Origin of the sequence: Algoriphagus sp. AGSA1 (assembly GCF_021390545.1) — a bacterium.
GTDB lineage: Bacteria > Bacteroidota > Bacteroidia > Cytophagales > Cyclobacteriaceae > Algoriphagus.
In genome coordinates, this window is sequence record NZ_JAJUWR010000040.1 from 17,559 (window position 1) to 42,646 (window position 25,088).

The 25,088-nt window shown below is 42.4% G+C and carries 14 protein-coding genes; 12 read left to right on the forward strand and 2 right to left on the reverse strand.

Annotated elements, in window-relative coordinates:
- Positions 1 to 21 precede the first annotated feature (21 nt).
- Positions 22 to 4,116, reverse strand: coding sequence for a two-component regulator propeller domain-containing protein (locus LZF95_RS22975; protein WP_233757695.1), 4,095 nt, complete (start codon positions 4,114 to 4,116; stop codon positions 22 to 24).
- A gap of 446 nt (positions 4,117 to 4,562) precedes the next feature.
- Here LZF95_RS22975 and LZF95_RS22980 point away from each other — a divergent pair, with 446 nt between their 5' ends.
- The 12 genes from LZF95_RS22980 (at position 4,563) to LZF95_RS23035 (ending at position 22,499) form a co-directional block, all read left to right on the forward strand.
- A complete protein-coding gene (locus LZF95_RS22980) occupies positions 4,563 to 7,661 on the forward strand; it encodes a TonB-dependent receptor (protein ID WP_233757696.1) in 3,099 nt (1,032 codons plus the stop codon).
- Positions 7,662 to 7,672: 11 nt separating this feature from the next.
- Entirely contained in the window at positions 7,673 to 9,370 is a 1,698-nt protein-coding gene (locus tag LZF95_RS22985; RefSeq protein ID WP_233757697.1) for a RagB/SusD family nutrient uptake outer membrane protein, read from the forward strand.
- Positions 9,371 to 9,441: 71 nt separating this feature from the next.
- On the forward strand, positions 9,442 to 11,010 hold the full coding sequence (locus tag LZF95_RS22990) for a glycoside hydrolase (RefSeq protein ID WP_233757698.1): 1,569 nt from the start codon (positions 9,442 to 9,444) through the stop codon (positions 11,008 to 11,010).
- A gap of 879 nt (positions 11,011 to 11,889) precedes the next feature.
- Complete coding sequence (locus LZF95_RS22995) at positions 11,890 to 12,342, forward strand: AraC family transcriptional regulator (protein ID WP_233757699.1); 453 nt, start codon at positions 11,890 to 11,892, stop codon at positions 12,340 to 12,342.
- 48 nt (positions 12,343 to 12,390) lie between these two features.
- The gene (locus LZF95_RS23000) at positions 12,391 to 12,825 is read left to right on the forward strand and encodes a VOC family protein (protein WP_233757700.1); all 435 of its coding nucleotides are present in this window, start codon (positions 12,391 to 12,393) and stop codon (positions 12,823 to 12,825) included.
- A complete protein-coding gene (locus LZF95_RS23005) occupies positions 12,809 to 13,261 on the forward strand; it encodes a DUF1569 domain-containing protein (protein ID WP_233757702.1) in 453 nt (150 codons plus the stop codon). Before LZF95_RS23000 ends, LZF95_RS23005 begins: the two co-directional genes overlap by 17 nt.
- A 10-nt stretch (positions 13,262 to 13,271) precedes the next feature.
- Positions 13,272 to 13,643 (forward strand): VOC family protein, encoded by a 372-nt coding sequence (locus LZF95_RS23010; RefSeq protein ID WP_233757703.1) that lies wholly within the window; start codon positions 13,272 to 13,274, stop codon positions 13,641 to 13,643.
- Positions 13,644 to 14,119: 476 nt separating this feature from the next.
- A complete protein-coding gene (locus LZF95_RS23015; RefSeq protein ID WP_233757704.1) occupies positions 14,120 to 15,142 on the forward strand; it encodes a glycosyltransferase family 2 protein in 1,023 nt (340 codons plus the stop codon).
- A gap of 47 nt (positions 15,143 to 15,189) precedes the next feature.
- A complete protein-coding gene (locus LZF95_RS23020) occupies positions 15,190 to 17,019 on the forward strand; it encodes an ABC transporter ATP-binding protein (protein ID WP_233757709.1) in 1,830 nt (609 codons plus the stop codon).
- A gap of 123 nt (positions 17,020 to 17,142) precedes the next feature.
- A complete protein-coding gene (locus LZF95_RS23025) occupies positions 17,143 to 19,197 on the forward strand; it encodes a glycosyltransferase (RefSeq protein ID WP_233757705.1) in 2,055 nt (684 codons plus the stop codon).
- A 36-nt stretch (positions 19,198 to 19,233) separates the two neighbouring features.
- A complete protein-coding gene (locus tag LZF95_RS23030; RefSeq protein WP_233757706.1) occupies positions 19,234 to 21,522 on the forward strand; it encodes a glycosyltransferase in 2,289 nt (762 codons plus the stop codon).
- A 20-nt stretch (positions 21,523 to 21,542) separates the two neighbouring features.
- Positions 21,543 to 22,499 (forward strand): glycosyltransferase family 2 protein, encoded by a 957-nt coding sequence (locus LZF95_RS23035; RefSeq protein ID WP_233757707.1) that lies wholly within the window; start codon positions 21,543 to 21,545, stop codon positions 22,497 to 22,499.
- A 564-nt stretch (positions 22,500 to 23,063) separates the two neighbouring features.
- On the opposite strand, the gene LZF95_RS23040 is transcribed toward LZF95_RS23035, so the two are convergent.
- Positions 23,064 to 24,230, reverse strand: a complete 1,167-nt coding sequence (locus LZF95_RS23040) for a glycosyltransferase family 1 protein (RefSeq protein ID WP_233757708.1) — start codon at positions 24,228 to 24,230, stop codon at positions 23,064 to 23,066.
- Positions 24,231 to 25,088: the final 858 nt, after the last annotated feature.

Consider the following 25,088-nt stretch of genomic DNA (forward strand, 5'->3'; position numbering starts at 1 on the left):
ATCATGAATTTTCCTTAGAACTCATTTTTCGTCCGGATGAAATTCACTTTCATTTATTTCAGAGGGAAGGTGCCCAAACTGCTCCTTGAATAATTTTCTGAAGTATTTGACGCTGGTAAACCCGACTTCATAGGCAGCCTGTGCCACCCCCAGTTTTTCTTCTTTGATCAATTTTGCGGCTCTGGCTATTTTGACCGCGCGTATATATTGGTTGATATTTTGGCCAGTGAGGGCTTTTAATTTTCGAAACAGAGAGGTTCTGCTCATTCCCATGGCTTGAGAGATGCTGTCCACATCAGTGTTTTGTTGTGTCATCCCGTCCAGAATATGTGTTTCCAGATCTCTTAGGAAGGTTTTTTCCTTGCCTATTGCGGTCTTTTCAGTGGAGGTGAGATCTTCGTTTTTGGCGTTCTTTCCTAAATAATACGAGCGAAGTCGGATCTTAGCATCCAGCAGATTCCTGATCCGGGATTTGAGAATCTGTGACTCAAAAGGTTTGGTGATGTAATCGTCCGCCCCATTTCCATATCCGGAAGTGATACTCTCAGTACTGTCTTTTGCCGAGAGCAAAATCACCGGAATGTGGGTAGTGCCGGGATTTTCTTTAAGAATCCCGCATAGGTCAATGCCGTTTTTCTCTGGCATCATGATATCGGAAATGACCAGATCAGGAATATACTGTACCGCTTTTTCCAGCCCCTGTTTTCCATTCTCAGCAAAGATCAAATCGTAGTGATCCGCCAGCATTGTATTCATGTAATCCAGAATCTGAGGATTGTCATCAATGACCAGAAGCACCTCTCTTTCTCCGTTGATATCAAAGGTGGCATGAGGATGTAATTCATGCGTATCGGGTACCGGCAGCCATTCGCCAGTTTCTTCAAAATCCTTTAGTGCAGTATGATATTCTTTTGCTGCGTTCTTTGGGATTTTGATTCTGAAACTACTTCCTTTTCCCGGCTGACTGATGAGCAGAATGGAGCCTTGATGGTCTTCGACTAGTCTTTTGGTCAAGGCCAAACCGATTCCTGCCCCATTTTCTGCAGCGCTTTCCCCTCCTTGATAGTACCAGTTGAATATATGGTCTTGCTCTTCATAGGGGATTCCAGGCCCATTGTCACTTACACAAAGTTCAAATTCTGAAACTGATTCTTTTAAGGATACGGTGATCTGATCATCGGGCAGACAGTACTTTAAAGCATTTGAGAGCAGGTTGTTGAATATGATGTGGAGTTTTTGAATGTCCACCGCTGCCGTTAAGTCCGTTTTTGGCAATTCACCTCTGATTTTGATCCCTTTATGCCTTGCAAGTGGCTGATATTGCTCTATCCATTGTTTTAGAGGTTTGACCAGGGACTGTGCCTTTAAATCCAGCTGGGTCACATTGAGTTCCGCATTTCTGAACTCCAACAGTTTGGTGATCATCTCATGCAGGTATTTGGCATTCTTCTGGATCAGTAGTAGGATTTTTTGATGTTTTGGGTTTTTGGTCTCCACCAGCAAATCATCCACGGGAGCGAGGATAAGAGTTAGGGGGGTCTTCAACTCATGGGAAAAGCCGGTAAAAAACCTGACTCGCTCCTCATTGAGCTCATGCTCCAAGTGTCGTTGTTTTTTCTCAAATAGCAGTGAGTTTTTCAATTTTAACCTATCCGCATAGTAGCGCATCCCGGCGATAGCCAGTGAAACCACTACGATAAGATAAAGTAGATAGGCAGGCCAGGTTTTCCAAAAAGGCGGGCTTATGTGAATTTTAAGTTCATTTTCAGCAATGGTTATAGAACCAGATGCCGCTTTGGCTTTTAGGGTATAGTTTCCGGGAGGGATATTGCTCAGATTGGCAGTTCCGGTATGGTTGGTTTCTATCCATTGGCTATGAAAAGGCTCAAGTTTATAAGAATAGTTAATGTCTTTGACTACAGGAAGTTTCAATGCTGCAAAGTCAAGGGAAATTAGGGTATGGTGATGGGATAAGTTGAGCTGGGACAGGTAGGGGAGACTCTCTGAAAGCTGGTATCCTTCTACTTCATTTCTGACCGAAGTTTTTTTGTTCATCAGACGCAGTTCTGTGAAAATCAGCGGATATCTATTGGTCTGTTTGTCCAGTGTTTCCGGATTGAATACATTTATGCCCTTATTTCCGCCCATATACACGTGTCCTGTTGAAGTGACCAGTGCGGCGCCTATGTTGAATTCCCCCAGTTGTATGTTGTTGATTGAATTAAGATTGCCTATCCTATTGGTCTCAGGATCGAAATAGCTGATCCCTCTATAGGTGCCCAGCCAGATTTTACCATCTTTTCCCTGGACCATGCTGTTGATGGAATTATTACTAAGTCCATCTTCGTCAGTGAATAGGGAGTATTTTTTAGTTTCGGGATTTAATCGGATCAGTCCTTCGTGTCTGCTACCGGCCAGGATATCCCCGTCCTCCAGGACTTCAATGGCGAAGACTACTTCTACCGGGAATCCTGTAATCGTATTTTCATTATAGCGTTCCTGCTCGCCGGTCAGATAATTATATCGGATGATACCATCGCCGAATGTAGCCAACCAAAGATTTCCCAGCCCGTCTTCAGCTATATCACGGATATCTATTTTTCCCAGTTGCTTTACATAATCAAAATTGTCTATTGGAGGGTGGTAGCGATACAAACCACCCCTATTGGTCCCCACCCAGAGTTGTCCGTTCTTTCCCTCATAGATCACCCTTACGTCATTTCCTTTTTCCTGACTTTCATGGAGATAGTGCCTGCTGTCCCCGGTGGAGGGGTCAAATAAATTCAATCCTCCCTGGTAAGTGCCTACCCAAAGCCTGTCTTTACTGTCCTCAAGTAGGGATATAATGTAATTGTTTGACAGACTGTTGGGGTTGTCCGCTTCGTGTTCATAATGTAGGATGGTTTCTCTTTGAGGGTGAAAGTAGTCCAGTCCTCCCCCGTCAGTCCCTATCCAGATACTGCCATTTTTGCCCTCTGCGAGAGATCCTATTCTATCGTGGGAGATCGTCTGGGCTTTTGATAGGTTTCGCTGGATGAGCTTCACAGGGTCACCTTTTAGGTTGACGAAATTTATGCCCGTACTGGTCCCTATCCATAAGTAACCATCCTTACTTAGCTTAAGAGCGGAAACTGTCCGGTTGAAGACGCTGGTTCCATCTTGTTTGGGTAGGTACCATTTTATTTTCACATGCTGGTCTTTTAGAAAGCTGTTCGCATCCAGAATATTTAACCCGCCATTTCTGGTTCCGATCCAAAGATTTCCCGATTCATCTTTTTCAAAGCACAAGACATTTCCATCGCTCAACCCCAGGGTAGGGCTATCCGCCTCCATGATTTTCAAAGTGTCTGCATTTGGGGTGATCACACGAATTCCTTCGTTGGTACCTAGCCAGAGATTGTCTGATTCATCAGTATAGAGTGTATTGATGTTAAGCGGAATGGAAGTATTTGAATCCGCCAACGGATGAACTGTGTTTTGCCTCAAATCAATCTTGTCCAACCCTTTGTCAAAATGCCCTACCCAGAGAATGGAATCACCCTGTAATGCCAACGCTGAAATACGTGTAGAAGAAAGGGGATAGGAATTGGAAGGGTCATGTGAAAAATTAACACGTACACTGTCCCCAGCCAAAATCTGTACACTTCCCTCGTAATGGGCTATGATTTTTTGGCCTTTGAGACCGTCAATAATATAGCTGATGGAGTTTTGGCTCAGACCCTTGATATAATCGGCCTTGCTGAACAATCCTGACTTTGGGTCATAATCACCCAGACCTTTGCTGGTAGCCAGAAGAAGGTGTTGATTATGATCTATTTTCAACTGCTCTATATAATTGGAGGCTGGGCCTGAGGAAGGATTAAGGTTGCTTTTTCTATAAATCTGAAATGTACTTCCGTCATATCGGTTGAGTCCATCTATCGTGGCGATCCAGATGAAACCCAAGGAATCCTGCTCGATGTGATTGATATAGTTATTGGACAGTCCGTTTTCTACATCCAGCAAGTAAAAGGTGAGCTGGTTCTGTTGGGATAAAATAGATGTGGTATCGGAAGTCCGCGCATGACCGATCAATGAAAAACCAAGCAACAGGAAGGTTATAATATAGGATTTCATCTGTTTATATTTTGATTTTTACTGGTCAGATAGCCTGTCCCGATTTTTCTTCGGGAGAATCTCGCCAGGCGAATAATCATCCCTCTGTGTGTCGCTTGCGTCATGCTCGATTTCATGTGTCTATAATTGTTTTTCAATGGTCACATGCCCGCCTGTCGGCAGGCAGGGAATCTCGCAGCGTTTACAATCATGCCAGTGTGTGTCGATATCGACATGCCTGCCTGTCCGGTAGGCAGGCTCGATTTCATCTGTGCACAATCACGAAAAACGTCCTCAAAAAAACGAACAATATTCACAGGAATGGGCATTTGGTCACTTTCTGCCCCATTAATTGCTGATTTATACCCCCTGTATCTTTCGGATTTTTAAGAACATTGCTCCGTAGATTAAGTGGTTTTTTACTTGGTCTTCGGCTTTTTGTAATTAACAAAATAAACCTAAAAAACATGCTAACACAACTACCAGCCAGGGCATGGCTGTATTGTATGTCATTTATGCTAGTAATGATGTGCAGTGTGCCCAATGTATTCGGCCAGGAAAAAATTTCAGGTCGGGTATTGGATGAAACCGGGGCAGGATTGCCTGGTGCTTCCGTTTTATTGAAAGGCACTACTACGGGTGCCGTTACAGATTTGGATGGCAATTTCACATTATCAATTGGATCTGCCGCCAATGCTACCTTAAGTATTTCATTTATCGGATATCTCACCCGAGAATATCAAATTCAAAGCGGTGAAAGCAACATCACAATCCAAATGGTACCTGATGAGCAGTCTCTAAATGAAGTAGTCGTGGTGGGATATGGAGAACAAAAGAAGGCTACGCTCACAGGTTCTGTTTCACAGGTTGAAGGCAGGGATTTACAGAATAGTCCGCAACCCAATATTTCTAATTCCCTATCCGGAAGGTTTTCAGGGATTATAGCGAATAACCGTGGAGGTGAACCTGGATATGATGGCTCCAGTATCAGCATACGTGGTTTGGCCACTACAGGAAACAATGATGTACTGGTTGTAGTGGATGGGGTTCCTGGGCAAATTGGTGGGTTGGAGCGACTCAATCCTAATGACATCGAAAGTATCTCGGTACTAAAGGATGCCTCGGCGGCGATCTATGGCTCCAGGGCGGCCAACGGCGTGATCCTGGTGACCACTAAGCGTGGTAAATCCGGGAAACCGGTGATTTCCTACAGCTTCAACCAAGGATTCTCTTCCCCCACACGATTGCCTGCTATGGCAGATGCGGGGACTTATGCACAGATCAGAAATGAAATAGCCTATTATAATAATCCTCAGGGCGGTTTGAACCAGGTGTATTCCGAGGACGAGTTGGGGATGTTTAGAAATGGAACTGATCCGCTCAATTATCCAAACACCGATTGGGCAGCAGCTGCGCTGAATAATACTGCTTTGCAAAGCCAGCATGATCTGAGCATCAGGGGTGGTTCGGAAAATGTCACCTATTTCCTGTCCTTGGGCAAAACCGGACAGGACGGCCTGTACAAAGACGGGGCTACACGCTACGATCAATACAGCTTCAGATCCAATGTGGATGCGGATATCACGGATAAACTGACAGTGGGATTATCCTTGTCAGGGAGAAAAGAAGATAGGCAATACCCAACATCAGGTGCAGGGGAGATTTTCAGGTCTATCTACAGAGCTTATCCTACAGTGGCGGCAGTCTATCCTAATGGACTTCCTTCTTCAGGTATAGAAAATTCCAATCCTGTGGTCATGGCCACAGAGCAGGGAGGCTTAAACCACAACCCCCGCTACGTATTTAATGGAATACTAAGAGGGAAGTATGAGTTTGGCTTCCTTGAAGGTCTTTCCGCAGAAGGTTTTTTCTCAGTAGATGAAAGCTCTGACAGATCCAGGAATTTCAGCAAACCTTATACGCTGTACAATTATGACCGTACTTCGGACGCTTACAATCCTGTGGTAGTAGGTGGAGGACCTGATCAGCAGCCTACCCTCTCAGAGTCGCATTATACCCAGTCCATGGTGGTATCCAATATCAGACTGAACTTCAAGCATTATTTTGGAGACCATTTCTTTGATGCGTTTGTGGGATATGAACAAAGTGAAAACAGATCCCATACGCTTGGAGCCTCACGGTTGCATTTCCCGACTGCTGAGACTCCTGAACTTTCCCAGGGTGGCGCCGCGGCATCTGATTATGACAACTGGGGAAGCAGCTACAATTACACCAGGAAAAGCTCTCTCAGCAGAATCGCCTATAACTACAATGAAAAATATCTGGCTGAGTTGCAGATGAGAGTGGATGGGTCTTCCAATTTCCCTGAGGACAGTAGGTATGGTTTTTTCCCTTCCCTATCCGTGGGTTACAGGATTTCTGAAGAAAGCTGGTTTAGGGAGAAAGTAGGCTTCTTTGATGACCTGAAATTCAGGGCATCTTATGGTAAGCTTGGAAATGACAACGTAGGGCAGTTCCAGTATTTTGACAACTACTCCTTCAACAACCGCTATGTACTCGGGGATGTGGTACATACAGGCATCGATCTCACCCGCCTTGCCAATCCAAATATTACCTGGGAAGTGGCTACCAAAACTGACATCGGCTTTAATGCAATTTGGTTGAAGAAATTCACCACCGAGTTCATCTATTTCCAGCAGGACAGAAGCAAGATCCTGACGATCAGAAATGCCTCGATTCCCGGTACTTCAGGTATTGTAAATCCATACGATGGGGAGTCACTGGTGCCTGCGGAAAATATCGGTGAGGTAAAAAGCCACGGATTTGAGTCCACTGTGGGCTACCAGCATGAAGGCAATTTCAGCTTTGGGGTAGCAGGGAACTTCACCTATGCGAAAAATGAAGTTGTATATATAGATGAAGCTTCCGGAGTACTGGATTATCAGCGTCAGACAGGGAATCCCATGAATACATATCTACTATACAATGCCATAGGTATTTTTAGAAGCCAGGAAGAACTGGATAGTACGCCTCATGTGCCGGGAGCCATGGTGGGAGATCTTATTTATGAGGATTTCAATGGTGATGGAGTGATTGATGCAGACGATATGACCCGAAGCAAGTATGGCAATATCCCTCAGATTACGTTTGGTATGACGCTGAACGCCGCTTGGAAAAACTGGGATTTCTCGGCAGTGATTTCAGGACAGTCGCAGGTAAGCCAGTATGTATTGCCAGAATCAGGGACTGTAGGCAATTTCTATAGTAGCTGGGCAGATAACCGATATTCTCCCACAAATCCGGAGGGCACTTTTCCTAGGGTCAGTGAAAGATCCTCCTCAGCTGTCAGTGGGGGATTATACAGGAATAATTTCTGGTTGAACGACGCCAGTTTTGCCCGATTGAAAAATGTACAGATCGGTTACAATGTGCCTCAGCCTGTTTTGGAAAAACTATCCATCAGCAGTCTGAAGATCTATGCAAATGCCTTCAACTTATTCACTCTGACCAAGGTGAAAGACTATGACCCAGAAGGATCCAGTGAAAGCGGACAATTCTATCCGCAGCAGAAGATCATTAACCTAGGTGTCAACATTCAATTCTAAACCCGAACAAAATGACTACTAAAAATATATTAAAACCTTTCTTGGGGATTGCGCTGAGCGGCATATTGCTGGGCGGATGTCAGGAGGATTTTCTGGATGTAGTGCCCACTGACAGAGTCTCTGATGCATCAATTTTATCTGACTCTACACTATTTGAGGCCTATGTGATCAATAGATACCTCGGAGTAAGATTGACTGATAAAGAAGGTGACGCCTACCAGCCTGGGTTTGGGCGAGGCTTCGAATATGCCATGTGGAGCTCGCTCACGGATGAGTCCATTTACAACAATGATGATAATACATGGTTTATCCAGCAAGGGCAACTTTCTCCACAGAATACCGGAATAGCGGGGACTTTCTGGGGCAGATCCTACAGAAGCATCCGGGAAGTGAATTATGCACTTGCCAATATTGGGGAGCTGGAAATGAGTCAGTCTGGAAAAGACAGGCTGATCGCTGAGCTTAAATTTATCCGCGCATTCCGCTATTTTGATCTGATCAAAAATTACGGGGACGTGGTGCTGATGGGGGACAATGTAGCCCAACTTGGAGATGATTTCACAGACCCTTCTTACTATGAACGTGCTCCCAAGGAAGAGGCAATAGCCTATGCCATCCAGGAATTGGATGCCGCGGCAGCAAGATTGCCTCAAACTAACAGTGCATCATGGCTGGAAGGACGGGCTACCAAAGGAGCGGCATTGGCATTGAAGTCGAGGTTCTTGCTTTATGCGGCCAGTCCACTGTACAATGATGGCGGCAGTGACGCCCAAAAATGGCAACAGGCAGCGGATGCCGCAAAGGCTGTAATGGATATGGGACAGTATAGCCTGTATCAAAACGGATATGGAGAGCTTTTTTTGACTCCCCAGAGTAATTCTGAGATCATTTTTGCCAGATATTACAATATCAATGCTAGACATACCGCACTAGAGATCGCCAATGGACCCAATGGATATGATGGTTGGGGAGGGAATGTACCCCTTCAAAATCTGATTGATGACTATGAAATGATGGATGGAACTCCGTTCAGCTGGGATAATGAAGAGCAGGCCAGTGCCCCTTATGAAAATAGAGATCCTAGATTCTATGCAAGTATCCTCTACAATGGGGCTCCATACAGAGACAGGGAAGTTGAAACATTCTTACCTAATGGACGGGATAGCCAGGGAGGCCCATCAAACTGGAATACAAGTAAGACAGGGTATTACCTGAGAAAATTCATTGATGAAGACCTTCCAATTCGCAATCCTTGGGAGGTAGCGGGTACCCAAAACTGGATATATTTCCGGTATGCTGAAATCCTGCTCAACTATGCGGAAGCCCAAAATGAAGCTGTAGGGCCTGATGCAAGCGTATATGATGCGATTAATTCAATCAGAAGCAGAGCAGGGGTGGAGATGCCTCCTTTGCCAGCCGGACTGGGCAAGGATGAGATGAGAGAAAGAATCCATCATGAGCGTAGGATAGAACTTGCTTTCGAAGAGCACCGCTACTATGACGTCAGAAGATGGATGACGGCCGATGAAGTGGAAAATACACCGGCTTACGGTATTGAAATCATTAAAGCAGCTGATGGTACATTGTCTTACAGCAGGAAGATATCTTTGAACGGGAAGAAATTTGAACCACAGAATTACTGGTTACCTATTCCACGTTCAGAAATTTTAGCTTCTGACAACCAGCTGAGGCAGAACGAGGGTTATTGAGAAGTGAAAGGGGAAGCTTTTTAGTTTCCCTTTTTTTACAATTTTAGGAAATGAACAGAAGATTTGACCACATGATAAAATCGTTAATAAAGCATTTACTTATTGCTATCTGGGGATTACTTGTTTCCTGTCAGAGTTCAGGACAGGAACAACAAAATAGTCCTACTGAAGATGAAGCTGTAAAAGTAAACGCACTCAATATGGAATCTCATCAGATCATAGAACATTTTGGTGCGTCAGATGCCTGGTCCACCCAGTTTGTGGGCTTATGGCCTGATGAGAAGAAACGTGCCATCGCCCAGTTGCTTTTTAGTATGGAAGACGATGCGGAGGGTAGCCCGAAGGGAATAGGGCTATCACTGTGGAGATTTAATGTGGGAGCAGGCAGTGCAGGACAGGGAGAGGAAAGCGGGATTCGCGATGAATGGAGAAGAGCTGAGTCTTTTCTGGAAGCTGATGGAACGTACAATTGGGAGAAGCAGGCCGGTCAAGTCTGGTTTGCCCAGGCAGCAGAGGAATTTGGAGTGGATAAATTGCTGGTTTTTCCCAATAGCCCTCCTATATCCATGACCAAAACAGGAAAGGCTTATGCCGAAGACGGAAAGTCAAACCTGGCTGAAGATAAGTATGAAGCGTACGGCGAATATCTGGCGCAAGTGATAAAAGGGTTGGAAAAAAAAGGGGTGAACGTTGATTATGTCAGTCCTGTGAATGAACCGCAATGGGACTGGTCGGATGGGGGCCAAGAAGGCACCCCCTTTTGGAACAGTGAAATTGCGGGGATAGTAAAAGCGCTGGACAAAGCCTTGTCAGAAAATAAGCTCCAGACCAAAATCGATGTAGCTGAGGCAGGAAAAATCGACTACCTCTACGAACAGGCCGATAAGGAGGGGAGAGGAAATCAGGTCGCCGACTTTTTCCATCCGGAATCCCCAAATTACATAGGTGACTTTACCCATGTCAGCTCTACTATATCCGCACACAGTTACTTCACTACCTCTCCTTTTGAATCTGCGGTGAATAAACGATCGAGACTTTCTTCTGAAATCAACTCGGTTCAGGGTTTGAGCTATTGGATGAGTGAATATTGCATTCTTGGGGACAATGGGGGCGAAATCAATGGGAGCGGAAGAGATTTGGGGATTGATCCCGCACTCTATGTGGCCAGGGTGATCCACAACGACCTGACAGTTTCAAACGCCAGTGCCTGGCACTGGTGGCTGGCAGTTTCTCCTTATGATTATAAGGATGGGCTTGTTTATATTGATAAGCAGAAAGAAGATGGCAATTTCTACGAAAGTAAAATGCTATGGGCTCTGGGTAATTATAGCAGGTTTATCCGTCCGGGATATCAACGGATCAGTGTGGAGATGAATAAGGAAAAGCAGCAGAATGCGGACTTACTGGTATCTGCCTACCAATCATCTTCCAAAGAGGAAACAGTTTTCGTCTTGGTTAATTCCGGGATAAAAGAAGTGACGGTGGATTTAACTGTAGATGGGAAGTTTATTTCCATCCATGGGCTCTACGTCACATCCAAAGATAAGAATTTGGCCTCGTTGAAAAGTTATACTTCCGGCGAGAAAGTCACTATCCCTGCCAGATCCATAGTCACGGTTTTGGCGGCAAATGGAATCTAAAAACATCTTAGAAGGTATCCTTTTCAGTCTTTGGCGTTATACAGAAAATCAGCAACAATACCCTTGAATAAAAATAGATAGATTAGGTAATAAAAAAATCCAAGATCATGTGGTTTTGGATTTTTTTTGGTCTTCATAAAGGGAGGCTGAAAAACCGTTCGTAGGAAAACGGGTTAGCCATTCAAAATGTTGGCTTTTGATCCAATATCGGCATTTTTCAGCCTACCCTACTTAAGGGGTCAGGATATTCCTCCCCTGTATTTTTCAACAGCTCCTGTTCTGCGGTTTGGATTCGGGTATTCTGATCGCATCATACACAGGGGCTGGCTGATAATTAGAAAGATAGATGGGGGATTTGACGCAGGATGGAAATTTCCATTCTTGTTGACTCTACTGTATGATGGGAGCAATATCTTATAGCAATAGATGCACAATCTGGGGAAATTACTAACCTTTCTCTTTCTATACGGCTGAAAACCACGTGTCATGCGGAATTTGAAGATGGTATCATTGTTGGATAACATTTGTAATGAACAAGTTCATAAAATATATCACCTTAGCTTCGAGTTGCCTTTTTAGTTTTCTTCTCATGCCGCTGTTAGGATATGCTCAAAAACAGCCTGGTATCCCTAGGCCAACTGGTCCCATCGATTTTTCCCAGACGAGTAACCAGATTATTTTTGTGCTTATCCCAGCGATTATCATTATCGCATACTTAATTTTTAGAGGAAGAATCAAGAAAGTGAAGCAAGAAAAAAAGGATAGGTTAAAGAAAAAAGATGAATAAGCTTTACCTTAGTTTATAGCTGTTGGAAAACCTAAAATTGGAGGTGGTATAGCCTATTATATTCACCATTTGTCCTAGAACGTAACAACAAGATGAGCGCCGAAGAATATCCCAAAATATACTTGTATAGACGTATTGTTCGGGCGAAACTCTATATTGATCAATTGTTTGCTGAGAAAATAGACCTTACCAACATTTCAGACGAAGCATATTTTTCCAAATTTCATTTCATTCGCTTATTTAAAGCCGCTTACGGCAAGACCCCTCACCAATATTTAAAGTATGTGAGAATAGAAAAAGCGAAGGAACTTCTGAGAAACAATGCTTCAGTGACAGAAGCATGTTATGCTGTCGGTTTTGATAGCGTATCCTCGTTTAGTGGCCTTTTTTCAAAAACAGTAGGCATTTCACCTTCAGAATATTTAGATAGGCAAAAGACGGTCAAGGAAAAGATCACAAAAAGACCACTCGATTTTGTGCCCAGTTGCTATGCATATCAACACGGATGGACTGACAATAGCAATTTTGAAGAAGTGAAAGTTTAAGTCATTGCCGATCTTTGGTTTGGTTTTAAAAACTAAATAAAGCAAGCAATGATTACAAAAATGACCATTACAAACATACATGTCATAGATCAGGACAGTGCGTATGATTTCTATGTCAACAAGTTGGGATTCAAACTTGTAGATGATATACCTATGGGGCCAGATACCCGTTGGTTGACCGTTTCGCCCCCGGAACAACCCGATTTGCAATTGGTTTTGTTTCCTGTTAAAGTAAGTAAAATGTTCCCTAAAGAAGTTGCGGAAAGCCTGATTGGGTTGATAAAAAAGGGAATATTTGGTTGCGGCGTATTGACCTGTCACGACATCTTTGCGACTTACGAAGAGCTAAAGGCCAAAGGGGTAGAATTCATAAAGGCACCCACCAAGGAATTTTACGGCACGGAAGCCTTGTTTAAAGATGATTCCGGTAACTATTTTTCCTTGCAACCTATCAATAATTTTGATAATGAAAACGATATTTGATCCGGCAGCAAGAGAGGAGCTTACCCGGAGAATAGGCTCAGTAAAAGAAGACAGTCATCCTCAATGGGGTAAAATGAATGTTTATCAGATGCTCAAGCATAATACTTATTGGAACGGGTGGATCCTTGGGACAGAAGACCACGCTTACAAACAAGCTTTTATAGGTAAGATTTTTGGGAAAATAGCATTGAAAAGGATGATAAAAGACGACAGCCCTTTTGATAAAAATATCCCCACCTCAGACCAGTTTAAAGTAAAGGAGGAAAATGGTGACCTGGAATCTGAGCGGATTCAATGGATTTCTTTGATCAATAACTATGGGGATTTTAGTAACCCAAAATTCGTTCACGATTTCTTCGGCAAGATGACTAAAGATCAAATAGGGGTTTTAGTTTACAAGCATACGGATCATCATTTGAGACAATTTGGAGCCTGAATCATAGCGTATGACAAGACTGGAAACCATCATTGCCGTAAAAGACGTTGACAAGAGTTCTAAATGGTATCAGGATTTCATGGGTTTGAAAAGCAAACACGGTGGCGGAAATTTTGAAATGCTGGCTGACACCAAGGGGACGGTTATTCTATGCCTCCATCGCTGGGGCGAACATGAACATCCTACCATGACAGACTCTGGTCGTATTGCAGGAAATGGGTTGATTTTATTTTTTAGGGTTAAAGACTTACAGGGAATATGGAGCAACGCACTTCGTCTGAATCTCGAAATTGAACAAGAACCACACATCAATGAAAATTCAGGGCGACAACAATTTATCCTCAGAGATCTGGATGGGTATTATCTTATAGTTTCGGAGTAGCTAGGGTCTGCTGAAAAACGCCGATAACAGAATAAAAGCTACCGTTTTGACTGATTAGCTCAATTTCATGCGAGCGGTTTTTCAGTCAGCCCTAACTAGACGCAAGCATAGTAAACAGAGTAAGATTTCCTCCAAATATGCATTAAGATATGCTCTATATTGTTTAATGAAGTCTGATTAACAGGTTGTTCGTGAGGGAATTGTCCCGTATCCATTCGGAGTAGGGCCGCCTCATTTTAGCACATATATAAGAGATTGACATTGAGATAATCGCCAATTGGATTGCGGGAATATTCGTTGGATCAGCAGAGAAATGAAGGAAATTTCTGTTTCTTCTGTAGCGTTTTTGCTTTCCATACGTTCTGTATCAAATAGAAAACCAAACCAACAGTTAACTTTGCAGTTGAAACCTCTTCCTCCGGCTTGGCACAACCAGGCTGGACGGAGGGTTTTTATTGTTCTTGCAAACCTTTCTTTTGACCGCCATCAGCCCCAGCTATCCCTCACCCCATACGCCCCCGAAGAAAAGTGTGTCCATAGTGATTCCCAATTACAATGGAGTAGCATTACTCGGGCAATACCTTCCATATACATTTGCCGCGGCGGAAAGTGCGGGTGTGGCTTACGAAGTGATCGTCGTGGACGACTGTTCTACAGATAGCTCGGTGGAATGGATAAGATCAACATGCCCCGGAGTTGTCCTACTCGTTAATTCGGCCAATCTGGGGTTTTCCATTACCTGCAACCGTGGAATTAAAGCTGCTAAAAACGAGTTGGTCTTATTGTTAAATACTGACGTGGCTTTAGAGAGGGATTATTTCGAAAGACTTTGGCGATATTTTGAGCAGGAGGACACGTTCGGGGTCATGGGTAAGATCATGAATCCCGAGGGTAAAATTGAAGATGCGGCCCGGCTGCTCTCCTTTAGTGGCATGAAGTTTAAGGCTACACGGTTTTTCTATTGTGAAGACAAAAATAAAATGACACCCACTGCCTATCTCTCTGGGGCAAACGCACTGGTAAGGCGTGAAATGCTCTTGAAGCTGGGTGGGTTTGATGAGATTTATTCACCATTCTACTGCGAGGATGTGGATCTGAGTTTCAGAGCTTGGCGCATGGGATGGAAATGCTATTACGAGCATGAAGCTGTCTGTAAACATGAAGTTTCGAAAACCATACGATCCAGTTCATCCAAAAATAGACTGATGGCCATCGTTTATCGTAATAAATTTATTCTGCATGCCATACACCTTGATGGCATTCGATTGGTGTTTTGGTACTGTCAAATGTTCCTAATCGAGGTGCTGTTACGTATAGTAGTGGGTAAATTATGGATACTTACCGCTTTGAGAGGCTTTTTTGAAAAGAAAGAGTCTATCATAGAATCCAGGAAGAACCTAAAATTGACAATGGGAGAACAAGGCCAAACCCAAAGTCTCCGAGCAATAAAAAAGAAATATTTCGATCCTATGTATGCTAGGAGAATTAAGAGGATCTGAGATTATTCTGATTATAAAAATAAATTAAATCTGTGCCACAATCCTCAATCAAAACCTATTTCAGGTTACTGTCATTTGCCAAGCCGATTGAAAAATTCGCAATTCCCTACCTGTTGTTTACAGTCTTGGGAGTGATTTTCAATACGTTGAACCTGGCTATGCTGGCACCGTTGCTGAGCACCCTCTTCAATACCGATGGAGGGGAAGCGACCGCCGCAACCAAACCTGAAAACTGGACGGATGTATTTGGTTATTTGAATTACTACGCTGAACAGGCCAATATGCATTATGGGCCACTCGGGGCTCTGCAAGTGGTTTGCGGAGTAATTATCTTGTCGGTGCTTTTGGGTAATCTTTTTCGCTACCTCTCTGAGCGGGTAATGGAAAACATGCGTATCCATACCTTGCTGAATCTGAGAAAGCGGGTTTTTGACAATGTGATGAACCTGCATGTGGGGTATTTCAGCAATCAGCGTAAGGGGGATATCATTTCCAAGATTTCCTCAGATGTGCAGGTGGTGCAGTTTTCAGTGACAGCCACCCTCCAGGTGATTTTCAAGGAACCTTTGCAGCTATTGGCTTATATATTTATGTTGTTTGCCATTTCCTATAAGTTGACAGTGTTTTCCCTGTTGGTGATACCTATTTCCGCGTTTTTTATTGCCAAAATCGTGAAGCGCCTGAGAAGTCAGGCCTCCGAAGCCCAGCATCGGTATGGTGTGATGATCAGTTACCTAGATGAAGCACTGTCAGGGATTAAGATCATCAAAGCCTTCAATGCTACTGACTTGATCAAGGATAAATTCCATCAGGAAAACCTGGAATATTCCAAGCTAGGTAAAAAGATGGCCAAAAGGCAGCAGCTCAGTTCTCCCGTTTCCGAATTTCTCGGTGTCACCATGGTGACAGGAATAGTCCTATATGGTGGGTCTTTGATCATCAACAATCAGTCGGAACTTTCTCCCTCTGATTTCATCGCTTATATAGCCCTCTTCAGCCAGGTGATGCGACCGGCAAAAGCGCTGACAAACTCCTTCAGCACCATCCACTCCGGTCTTGCCGCAGGTGATCGGGTGCTGGATCTTATCGATGTAGAGCCGGATATCAAAGATGCACCTGAAGCTGTGACATTGAAAAATTTTGAGAAGAGTATAGAAATCAACAGTCTATCCTTTTCTTACCCAGGCAGACCTGTACTGAAAGATATCAATCTCCATATTCCCAAGGGGAAAACAGTGGCATTGGTAGGGCCTTCCGGAGGCGGTAAATCTACTTTGATGGACTTACTGCCTAGATTTATAGAACCTGAGCAAGGCTCAATACGCATTGATGGGCACGATATCCAAAATGTGACCATGGATTCGCTTCGCGATATGATGGGATTGGTAAATCAGGAATCCATACTTTTCAATGATACCATCTATAATAATATTGCCTTTGGGAATCCAGTTGCCAGTCCCGAAGAGGTGGAGGCTGCGGCAAGGATAGCGAATGCGCATGAATTTATCATGGATACCCAGAATGGCTACCAGACCAATATGGGCGACCGGGGGCTAAAGTTTTCCGGCGGTCAAAAACAGCGAATTTGCATTGCTAGGGCGGTGTTGAAAAACCCACCTATCATGCTGTTGGACGAGGCCACATCAGCCTTGGATACAGAGTCAGAGAAACTTGTTCAGGATGCGCTGAACAAGTTGATGAAGAACAGGACTTCGCTGGTGATTGCCCATAGACTCAGTACCATACAGAATGCGGATATGATCGTGGTATTGGAAGAAGGTAGGATCATAGAGCAAGGCAGCCACCAGGAGTTGATCGGCCGGAATGGGCTTTATAGTAAGCTGGTGAATATGCAGCAGTTTACGGAGATAGATTAAATTTTAGCCTTTACCAAAATCCAGATTATTTCTCAAGGGATGATTTTACCTATAAAAAAAATATACTTTTTGATTGATCGGAGGTACGCTCGAAGTGTAAAACACGGCAAAACATTTCGGCCTATGTTGCAACTATTAACCATTGGGTTATACATTCTCGGGCTAATCGGCAAACTCTTGGTTCCTTCAAATCCGACTAGCCACTGCCTTCCATTGAAGAGTAAAATAATGCGCTTTTTAGGTCACCGCTTTTATCCGAAGAAACACGGTTTCCCTTTACTTTCCGCCGAGAAAATTAGCGAAAAAAGGTTTCAGTTTGCTGTACCAAAAAATCCTCAGGTAACCTTACTGGTATTATGCAGCGATAGCTTAAGTGATTTGGTGAATTTTCTGGAATCTTTAGAGAGAAGCTGCAAAGGAGTGGAGAAAGAATTGATACTGATTATGGAGGAAGGGAATGAGGAGGTGGTACAGTATATGATGAAAAACATTGAAGGTGTCTCTGTGAGGTATTCTTCATATCAAAATGGTATTCGGGAAAGCATAAACCTTGCTGTTTCAGAGGCGAAGGGTGAATATTTCACAATACTCAAGCCTGCGGTTCTTCTGCAGGGGGATTGGTTACAGGTGTTGTTAACGGAATTTGACAAAGACCAAAACATAGGAATGGTCAGTGCCAAAGTCCTTTCTTCGGATGGACTGTTATATGAAGCAGGGTCTTTTATTGATTTCGATTTTCAGGTTAAAAGCTATGGTAATTCAGATTTTCCAGAACGTCCGAAATACAACTTTATAAGAGAATTAGAATGCGCTTCGGGCTGGCATTCTTTGATAAGAAAATCAGATTTTGAGCAGGTTGGTGGAATAGAAATGGATGAGTCTTTATCTAAATCTTTTAGTAAGTTTTCCCTAGCTTTTCGCCAAAAACTAGGGAAAAAGATTGTTTATACACCCCAGGCCGAGATGATTAAACTAGACTCCCCGAGACAGATGGTTGAGTTATCAGAATCATGGGAAGTGCAAAAGGAGGGATTATCGGCTAGGTCATCCAGTAGTGATGCAAATGCCCGAAAGCTGCTCAGTCCCAAAAGCATGCTTTTTATAGATATCGGGCTTCCGGAATATGACAGGGATTCAGGCTCATTGCGGGCATTTTATTTACTGAAACTATTAAAGGAGCTAGGGAACCATGTTATCATTGTTCCACGAAAAGGCATTGCCGCATCACCTTACCATGAAGAATTGATTAACCTAGGGATAGAGGTCTTATATGGTTTCCCTGATCGAAAAGGAATGTTCAAGGAACTTAAATCATTGTTGCCTTCTATAGATTTTGCCTGGATTTGTAGGCCTCAACTGAATTCAGAATTTGAGTGGATATTCAAGGTTAATCCACGCATAAAATGGATTTTTGACACCATAGATTTACACTACGTAAGGTTGGAGAGAGAGGCCGAATTGTTCGGGAATAAAAGATTAATGAGAAAATCGTCCCGTTTTAAAAGGCTCGAATTAGCTATAGCTTCCAAAGCAGATTTGACACTCACAGTGACGGAAGATGAGAAAGGCTTGCTCAATGACAAGGGCATTAAGAATGTGGCAGTAATTCCGAATGTTCACGAACCACATCAGATCAGGGATTATCCATCATTTGCCGAACGGAAGGGACTATTGTTCATAGGATCATATCATCATCCTCCTAATATTGATGCTGTCAAGTGGTGGATTGAGGAGATTATGCCTATAGTTTGGGCCAAATTCAAAGTTCCTGTCACACTTCTTGGAGATGCTCCAAGTAAAGAAGTAAAGGCTTTAGAAAATGAACTGGTAAAAGTGCCAGGCTATGTGAGGGACATTGATCCTTATTTTACGAGTCACCGTGTTTTTGTGGCTCCTCTACGATATGGAGCAGGGATGAAAGGGAAAATTGGGCAGAGTCTGGCCTATAAGCTTCCAATTGTTACTACGGGGATCGGGGCGGAGGGCGTCGGCTTGACCCATGGATTGGACGTATTAATAGCAGATGATAAAGAAACTTTTGCACAACAGATAATTAATGTTTATCAGGATGAGCAGCTCTGGGAGACCTTGGCAAGTAATTCACAGCAGGTGCTCGCTAGTTATAGTCCGAGTCATATCAAAGGGAAATTACAAGTTCTATTGGAACGGATGGTATAATGTGTTTTGAGTTGAGAATTTCTGAAAAATAGAATAATGAAGATTTACAAGTGGATAGATAAGTATAATAAGAGGTACTGCTATAAAATCAACAATAAATATTATAGAGGTAGAGATGCTGGAAATACAGTGTTTTTTAGGCTGCATCCCAACATCATTTTGTATTACTTGATTAGGCTTATAATAGTTCTGGCAGGAACAATTACGCTTAAAAAATCTATTCTTGATGAGCTTAAAAGACCTCTATTTTCCAAAAGATCAGTATTCTTTTCTCCTGATGCATATTCCGCATTTTCCATTAGAATGCAGGAGTTTTTGCTTACACTTTTTGGGTATAGGTTTTTTGTTTCCCCATCGGCACTTCCTCAGCTGAGCCAAAAGGAAATTATGCGACAAAAAATAAGTTTTCCGAAAGTTGATAATCCTGAAATCTCCGTGATCATCCCGGTATTCAACCAGTTGGTTTATACATTTAATTGTTTGAAATCGTTAGAGAACAATATTCCGGATACCGTCAAGGTAGAATTAATACTTGTTGATGATTGCTCTACAGATGATACTCCCATCTTTCTAACTCAAAATGTTTCTGGCATCACCTATATTCGAAATGAGGAGAACAAAGGTTTTTTGATGAACTGCAATATAGCCGCGCGCCTAGCAAATGGGAAGTATATATATTTCTTGAATAACGATACTCAAGTGACGGCCGACTGGCTAAATCCCATGTTGAAACTGATGGAAGATGAGCAAGTCGGCTGTGTAGGAAGTAAGTTGATCTATGCACATGGCTTGCTTCAGGAAGCAGGAGGGATAATCTATCAGGATGCTTCTGGGGCTAATTACGGCAGAAATGACCTTCCTGACAGACCTAGGTACAACTACATCAGGGAAGTTGATTATTGCTCCGGTGCCAGCCTTTTGTTGAGGAAAAGTGATTTTGAAAAACTCGAACTATTCGATCAGCGCTATATTCCTGCCTACTATGAAGATACAGATCTATGCTTTGCTGTAAGGAATGTATTGAAAAAGAAAGTTATGTTCCATCCACTTTCTGAAGTAATCCATTTTGAAGGTGTGACTTCGGGGAAGACCATTAAGAAAAATACGGTGAAAGCCTATCAGGAAGTAAATCGGGAAAAATTCCAGATGAAATGGCAACAGGTGTTACTTGAAATGCATGGTCATAGAAACGATGTATCAGAGGATAGCCGCAAGTTTTTACCGGCGAAGAGGCTTTTGTTTATTGATGACATTATCCCTGCTCATGACAGAAATTCTGGTTCTTATAGAGCATTTCAGCTGATAAGAATGTTGAAGGAATCAGGTTACCACATCACCTTTGTTCCTGATGATGCCAATAAGACAGAGCCCTATTTTTCTGACTTGGTGAAAATGGAGGTGGAAGTTCTGTATCGCTATCCGAATAGACCTGCAATGATCCGAGAACTGAATGCCACGCTGGAAAAGTGTGATGTAATCTGGATCAGCAGGCCCCAAATGAATATGGAGTTTAGATGGCTTTTCAAACAATTTCCAAATGCCAAATGGATTTATGACACCATCGATTTGCATCACATCCGCCTACAAAGACAAGCACTACAATCGGGTGATGAAGCTTTATTTACCGAAGCGGCACGGGTAAAAATAGATGAATTGAAGATCGCGGAAGCCGCTGACCTAACTTTGACGGTGACTGAAGATGAAAAAGTTTTGTTAGAAAAAGAAGGGATTAAAACAGTGGCAGTAATTCCCAATATCCACGACCCTATATTTTCTACAAAAAATATTCCATTTGATCAACGGGAGGGACTGCTGTTTATAGGCGCATACAATCATCCTCCCAATGTTGATGCGGCACAGTGGTTGGTTAATGAAATCATGCCGAAAGTGTGGGAAGAATTACCTGAGATTAAACTGACCCTACTAGGAAGCAAGCCCTCCTCTCAAATTTATGATTTGGCAAGTGAACGTGTGATTGTTCCGGGTTATGTGACGGACGTTTCTGATTATTTCAAAACCCATAAATTATTTGTAGCTCCACTGAGATTTGGAGCTGGCATGAAAGGGAAAATCGGCCAAAGTCTGGCATACCAACTTCCAGTGATAACCAGTACCATTGGCTCAGAAGGAATGAATTTACGAGATGGAAAAAACGTTTTAACTGCAGCAAATACTGAAGAGTTTGCTAAGAAAATAATCTTACTATATAATGATGAGATATTGTGGAATACACTTTTCAACAATTCCCATATAGCAATAGAGCAATTTAGTTATCCCGCTGTAAAAAGGGATGTTTCAGCTCTTTTAGATGATTTACTTTTTTAAAAACCCTAGAAAACATAGTCATGCATAATACCTCCATAAAAATTTCAATTATCATTCCTACGTACAATTATGGTCGATACATTAAGGGGTTAATAGAAAATTTGCAGCAACAAACTTTTCAAAATTGGGAAGCCATTATTGTTGATGACGGATCTACTGACAATACACCGGAGCAAGTTGAACTACACAGCAAAGGGGAAGATAGGGTTACTTATTTAAGGATAACTAATAGTGGTTGTGGTGGTGCTCGAAACGCAGGTTTGGTTCATGCTACGGGAGACTATTTATGCTTTCTGGATGCAGATGATTTGATGAGTAAAGATAAACTTCAGATACAGCTAGATCTTGCATTAAGTCTTCCAAATGAGGTAATCACTTATACTGATCTAGCATATTTTGAAGATAAATCCCCGGAGAAACATTATCCTGATTTCAATATGAAAGGAATTGAATGGATGCCTAAGTTCAATGGAAGAAGTTTTGATATACTGGAGTCGTTGGTGCGTAATAATTTTACTGCTGTTAGTAGTCCGCTTGTGCATAGAAAATTCATGGTTGACAATAATATATCCTTCGATGGAGAACTTGACAGTAAAGAGGATTGGCTTTTTTGGATTGAATGCGCACTGGCTAATGCCTCATTTCATTACTTTGGGGATGATAGAGCTAAAACTTTGATCCGCCGTCATGGCGATAGTCTTACTGTACAGATAGTTACTTTGCAATTTGGTGAAGTGCTTTTTCGCAAGAAGCTTGGCGCAGTAATTGAAAGATCAAAATTGAATACTGAATGGAAGACAAGATTGAGGCAGCTAAATAATCAACTTAGTAAATGGCTTATTATGAAAATTATAGAAAGGGTCGAATTTAGCAACCCAAAAGAAGTTATAGGCTGTATAAGAGGTTTGGGGCTTAAAACCACCATAATTTACTTTATCAAGCATCTGAATTACAAAAGGAAATTAAGGAGGAGCTGAATTTTACCCTTCAGGAATTTGGGTGAGGAGTGAAATGGGTAATAGATACATTTGAGATGTACTTAGGGCATGCTGAAAAATGCCAGTAATGGATCAAATGCTATCATTTTAAAGGCTTAACCAAATTTTTCATGGAGCCAGGTTTCAGCGAGTTTAAGCTTTTCACCGCAATAGGTCTTTTGTCTATGCATCATACATCAGAAAATTCCAAAATCGGGATTTTCAAGCTAGTCTCAGCCATGCCCGTTTCTACGTTAGCCTTCTCGGCGTATAAGCATATTTCTTCACTCGGCGGCCTTAAAGCTGTTTTACCTAACACTTTTTCAGCAATCACTACCATACAATGTAAACCCAATTTTACGTTTTCTATCCATGAAACAAATGATCTCCTAAGTCGCATCTCTTGTTCCCTGATTATTAACTTTCAAATTCATCTTGACCGTTTTCATTTGGATAGAGGAACGTCGTCTCATATTCGAAGCCAATAATATTACTGATATTATGCCCTCTAATAGCTGTTTATTTGCAGAGGATATGACAATTGATAGCTCGAGGATTTAAGTGTCAAGGCACCAACACCGGTCTTCTTACCACAGAGGGTTCCAAGACTTCTTCATAGATCTGCATCAGTTGTCTGGAGATAATACTTTGATCGAATCTTCTGATATTTTGAAATCCTCTCTCGATCATAGTCTGACGGCAGGTTTCATCAGAAAGCAGCTCTATATTTTCTATCAATGCTTCCGTATCATCGGGGTTTCCATAAAGTGCCCCGTGTCCACCTGCTTCCTGAAACGCTGAGCCTTCTGTGGTGATCACCGGGATTCCCATTTGCTGGGCTTCTATAATAGGGATGCCGAAACCCTCGAAATAAGAAGGGTAAATAAAGACATGGGCCATTTTATAGATAGTGGGTAGATCTTCAAAAGCAACATTATGAAGGAAAATGACCTTGTTTTGAAGGCGATGCTCTTCTATGTAAGCATGAAGTTCTTTCAGATAAGCTGTGGGCCTGCCTATGACTACTAAGGGCATATCCCAATTTTGACGTTCTTTTAGGGCTTTGAGGATCAACTGGACGTTTTTTCTTTTTTCTATCGTACTTACAAAAAGCAGGAAACGCTCCGAGATGCCGTATTTTTGTTTGATCTGCTGTACCTGATCTATACTTACTTCCTGTTTGAAGATTTCGTTCACGCCTTGATATACTACTTTGATCTTTGCCGGATCTATCTGGAAGTAGTCAATAAGATCTCTTTTTGTCTGCTCGCTGACCGCAATTACCTGATCGGCTTCCCTACAGGATCTGGCCATTTTAAGCTTGTAGATCTGTACATCTATGGGATTGAACAATTCTGGGAATCTGCAAAAAAGCAGATCATGTACCGATACAATATATTTGGTGGATTTGTTTTTGATGATGGGTATCTCATTGCTGAGCCCGTGAAAAATGTCCAGATGGCTGTCAGAATGTTTTATTCCTTGATAAACACTCCTCCATATAGAGGACATCACGGGAAGTTTCCATACATCCTCGGGTGTAATGGTTTCCTGGTTTACATTATTGCAGGCCTGTGTTATTTCCACTGCTTTTTTACTGTTTTCAGGAGTGTAGAGCAAGTAATCGTTTTTAGGGAAGTTTTGACTGAGCGACTTCAGTATGAACCTGCTATAATTTCCCAAGCCCGTAAAATTTTTGTACGCACGCTTAGCGTCGAATCCGATCTTCATAGGGGGTAGTTAGTTGGTTGGCACTTTAATATAACGCTAAGACGCAGGATATGATAATTTCGCTACAGAAAACTTGCCGCGAAAGAAAAAAAATGGTTTTTCTCATCCTTTTTACTGGGAAAAACTAAGTGTCATGGGTTCTATACTGTATTTTGACAGGATTAAATTTGATTTAACTTACTTTTTTAGAGCTGGTTAAGGGGCAGGCTTTTTATTTTGCGACTAGTGTTGGTGGGTAATATACGTTGCGGAGTTGTTTGAGGTCGAGAATCGAATACGGGAAACATTGGCATCCAGTGGTTAAACTCATCGGAACCATTAGTAGCTTACCTTTCCTTGACCTGCTTCATTTTGATTCAAAAGAAGTTTTTATGAGTTTAGCTGAACTAAAAGACTGTCCTATTCTTCGTCATAAATACATTTCTATACCTTATTGAACACATAAAACACCCCCAATATGGGGTCTTATTGTGATCTTTAAACCTTAATTTATGTCATATCACGTCTGTGATGGTCAAAGTCTTTGACAATCTGTTCTTTTTTGGGACAACGGGGATTTTTAAGCAGAACCTGAAGTTCAGAACTGGTTTTTCCAAATTGATTACAGCATAAAGGCGGGCCTCGGTCATTTATGAATTTAGATCATCGCTATCGTTTATGTCGGGATAGAGCGGTTGACTACTGTTTTGGTTTATTAGAAGTTGCGCATATAGATCTTATAGATCCCATACGGATCAGTCCTAAAAGTTGGGGGAATTGACTGAATCGATTTTCTTTGTTGAAAAAAAGAATTGGAAGAAAAGGATTACCTCAGCTTGCTTTTGCCGCATGGCCTGCTTGAATTTTTCAAGGTTACTT

What these genes read in the sequence shown, in the direction of transcription:
- LZF95_RS22975 (WP_233757695.1), bottom strand. Translation starts at nt 4,116, where the DNA reads ATGAAATCCTATATTATAACCTTCCTGTTGCTTGGTTTTTCATTGATC.
- LZF95_RS22980 (WP_233757696.1), top strand. Translation starts at nt 4,563, where the DNA reads ATGCTAACACAACTACCAGCCAGGGCATGGCTGTATTGTATGTCATTT.
- LZF95_RS22985 (WP_233757697.1), top strand. Translation starts at nt 7,673, where the DNA reads ATGACTACTAAAAATATATTAAAACCTTTCTTGGGGATTGCGCTGAGC.
- LZF95_RS22990 (WP_233757698.1), top strand. Translation starts at nt 9,442, where the DNA reads ATGATAAAATCGTTAATAAAGCATTTACTTATTGCTATCTGGGGATTA.
- LZF95_RS22995 (WP_233757699.1), top strand. Translation starts at nt 11,890, where the DNA reads ATGAGCGCCGAAGAATATCCCAAAATATACTTGTATAGACGTATTGTT.
- LZF95_RS23000 (WP_233757700.1), top strand. Translation starts at nt 12,391, where the DNA reads ATGATTACAAAAATGACCATTACAAACATACATGTCATAGATCAGGAC.
- LZF95_RS23005 (WP_233757702.1), top strand. Translation starts at nt 12,809, where the DNA reads ATGAAAACGATATTTGATCCGGCAGCAAGAGAGGAGCTTACCCGGAGA.
- LZF95_RS23010 (WP_233757703.1), top strand. Translation starts at nt 13,272, where the DNA reads ATGACAAGACTGGAAACCATCATTGCCGTAAAAGACGTTGACAAGAGT.
- LZF95_RS23025 (WP_233757705.1), top strand. Translation starts at nt 17,143, where the DNA reads ATGTTGCAACTATTAACCATTGGGTTATACATTCTCGGGCTAATCGGC.
- LZF95_RS23030 (WP_233757706.1), top strand. Translation starts at nt 19,234, where the DNA reads ATGAAGATTTACAAGTGGATAGATAAGTATAATAAGAGGTACTGCTAT.
- LZF95_RS23035 (WP_233757707.1), top strand. Translation starts at nt 21,543, where the DNA reads ATGCATAATACCTCCATAAAAATTTCAATTATCATTCCTACGTACAAT.
- LZF95_RS23040 (WP_233757708.1), bottom strand. Translation starts at nt 24,230, where the DNA reads ATGAAGATCGGATTCGACGCTAAGCGTGCGTACAAAAATTTTACGGGC.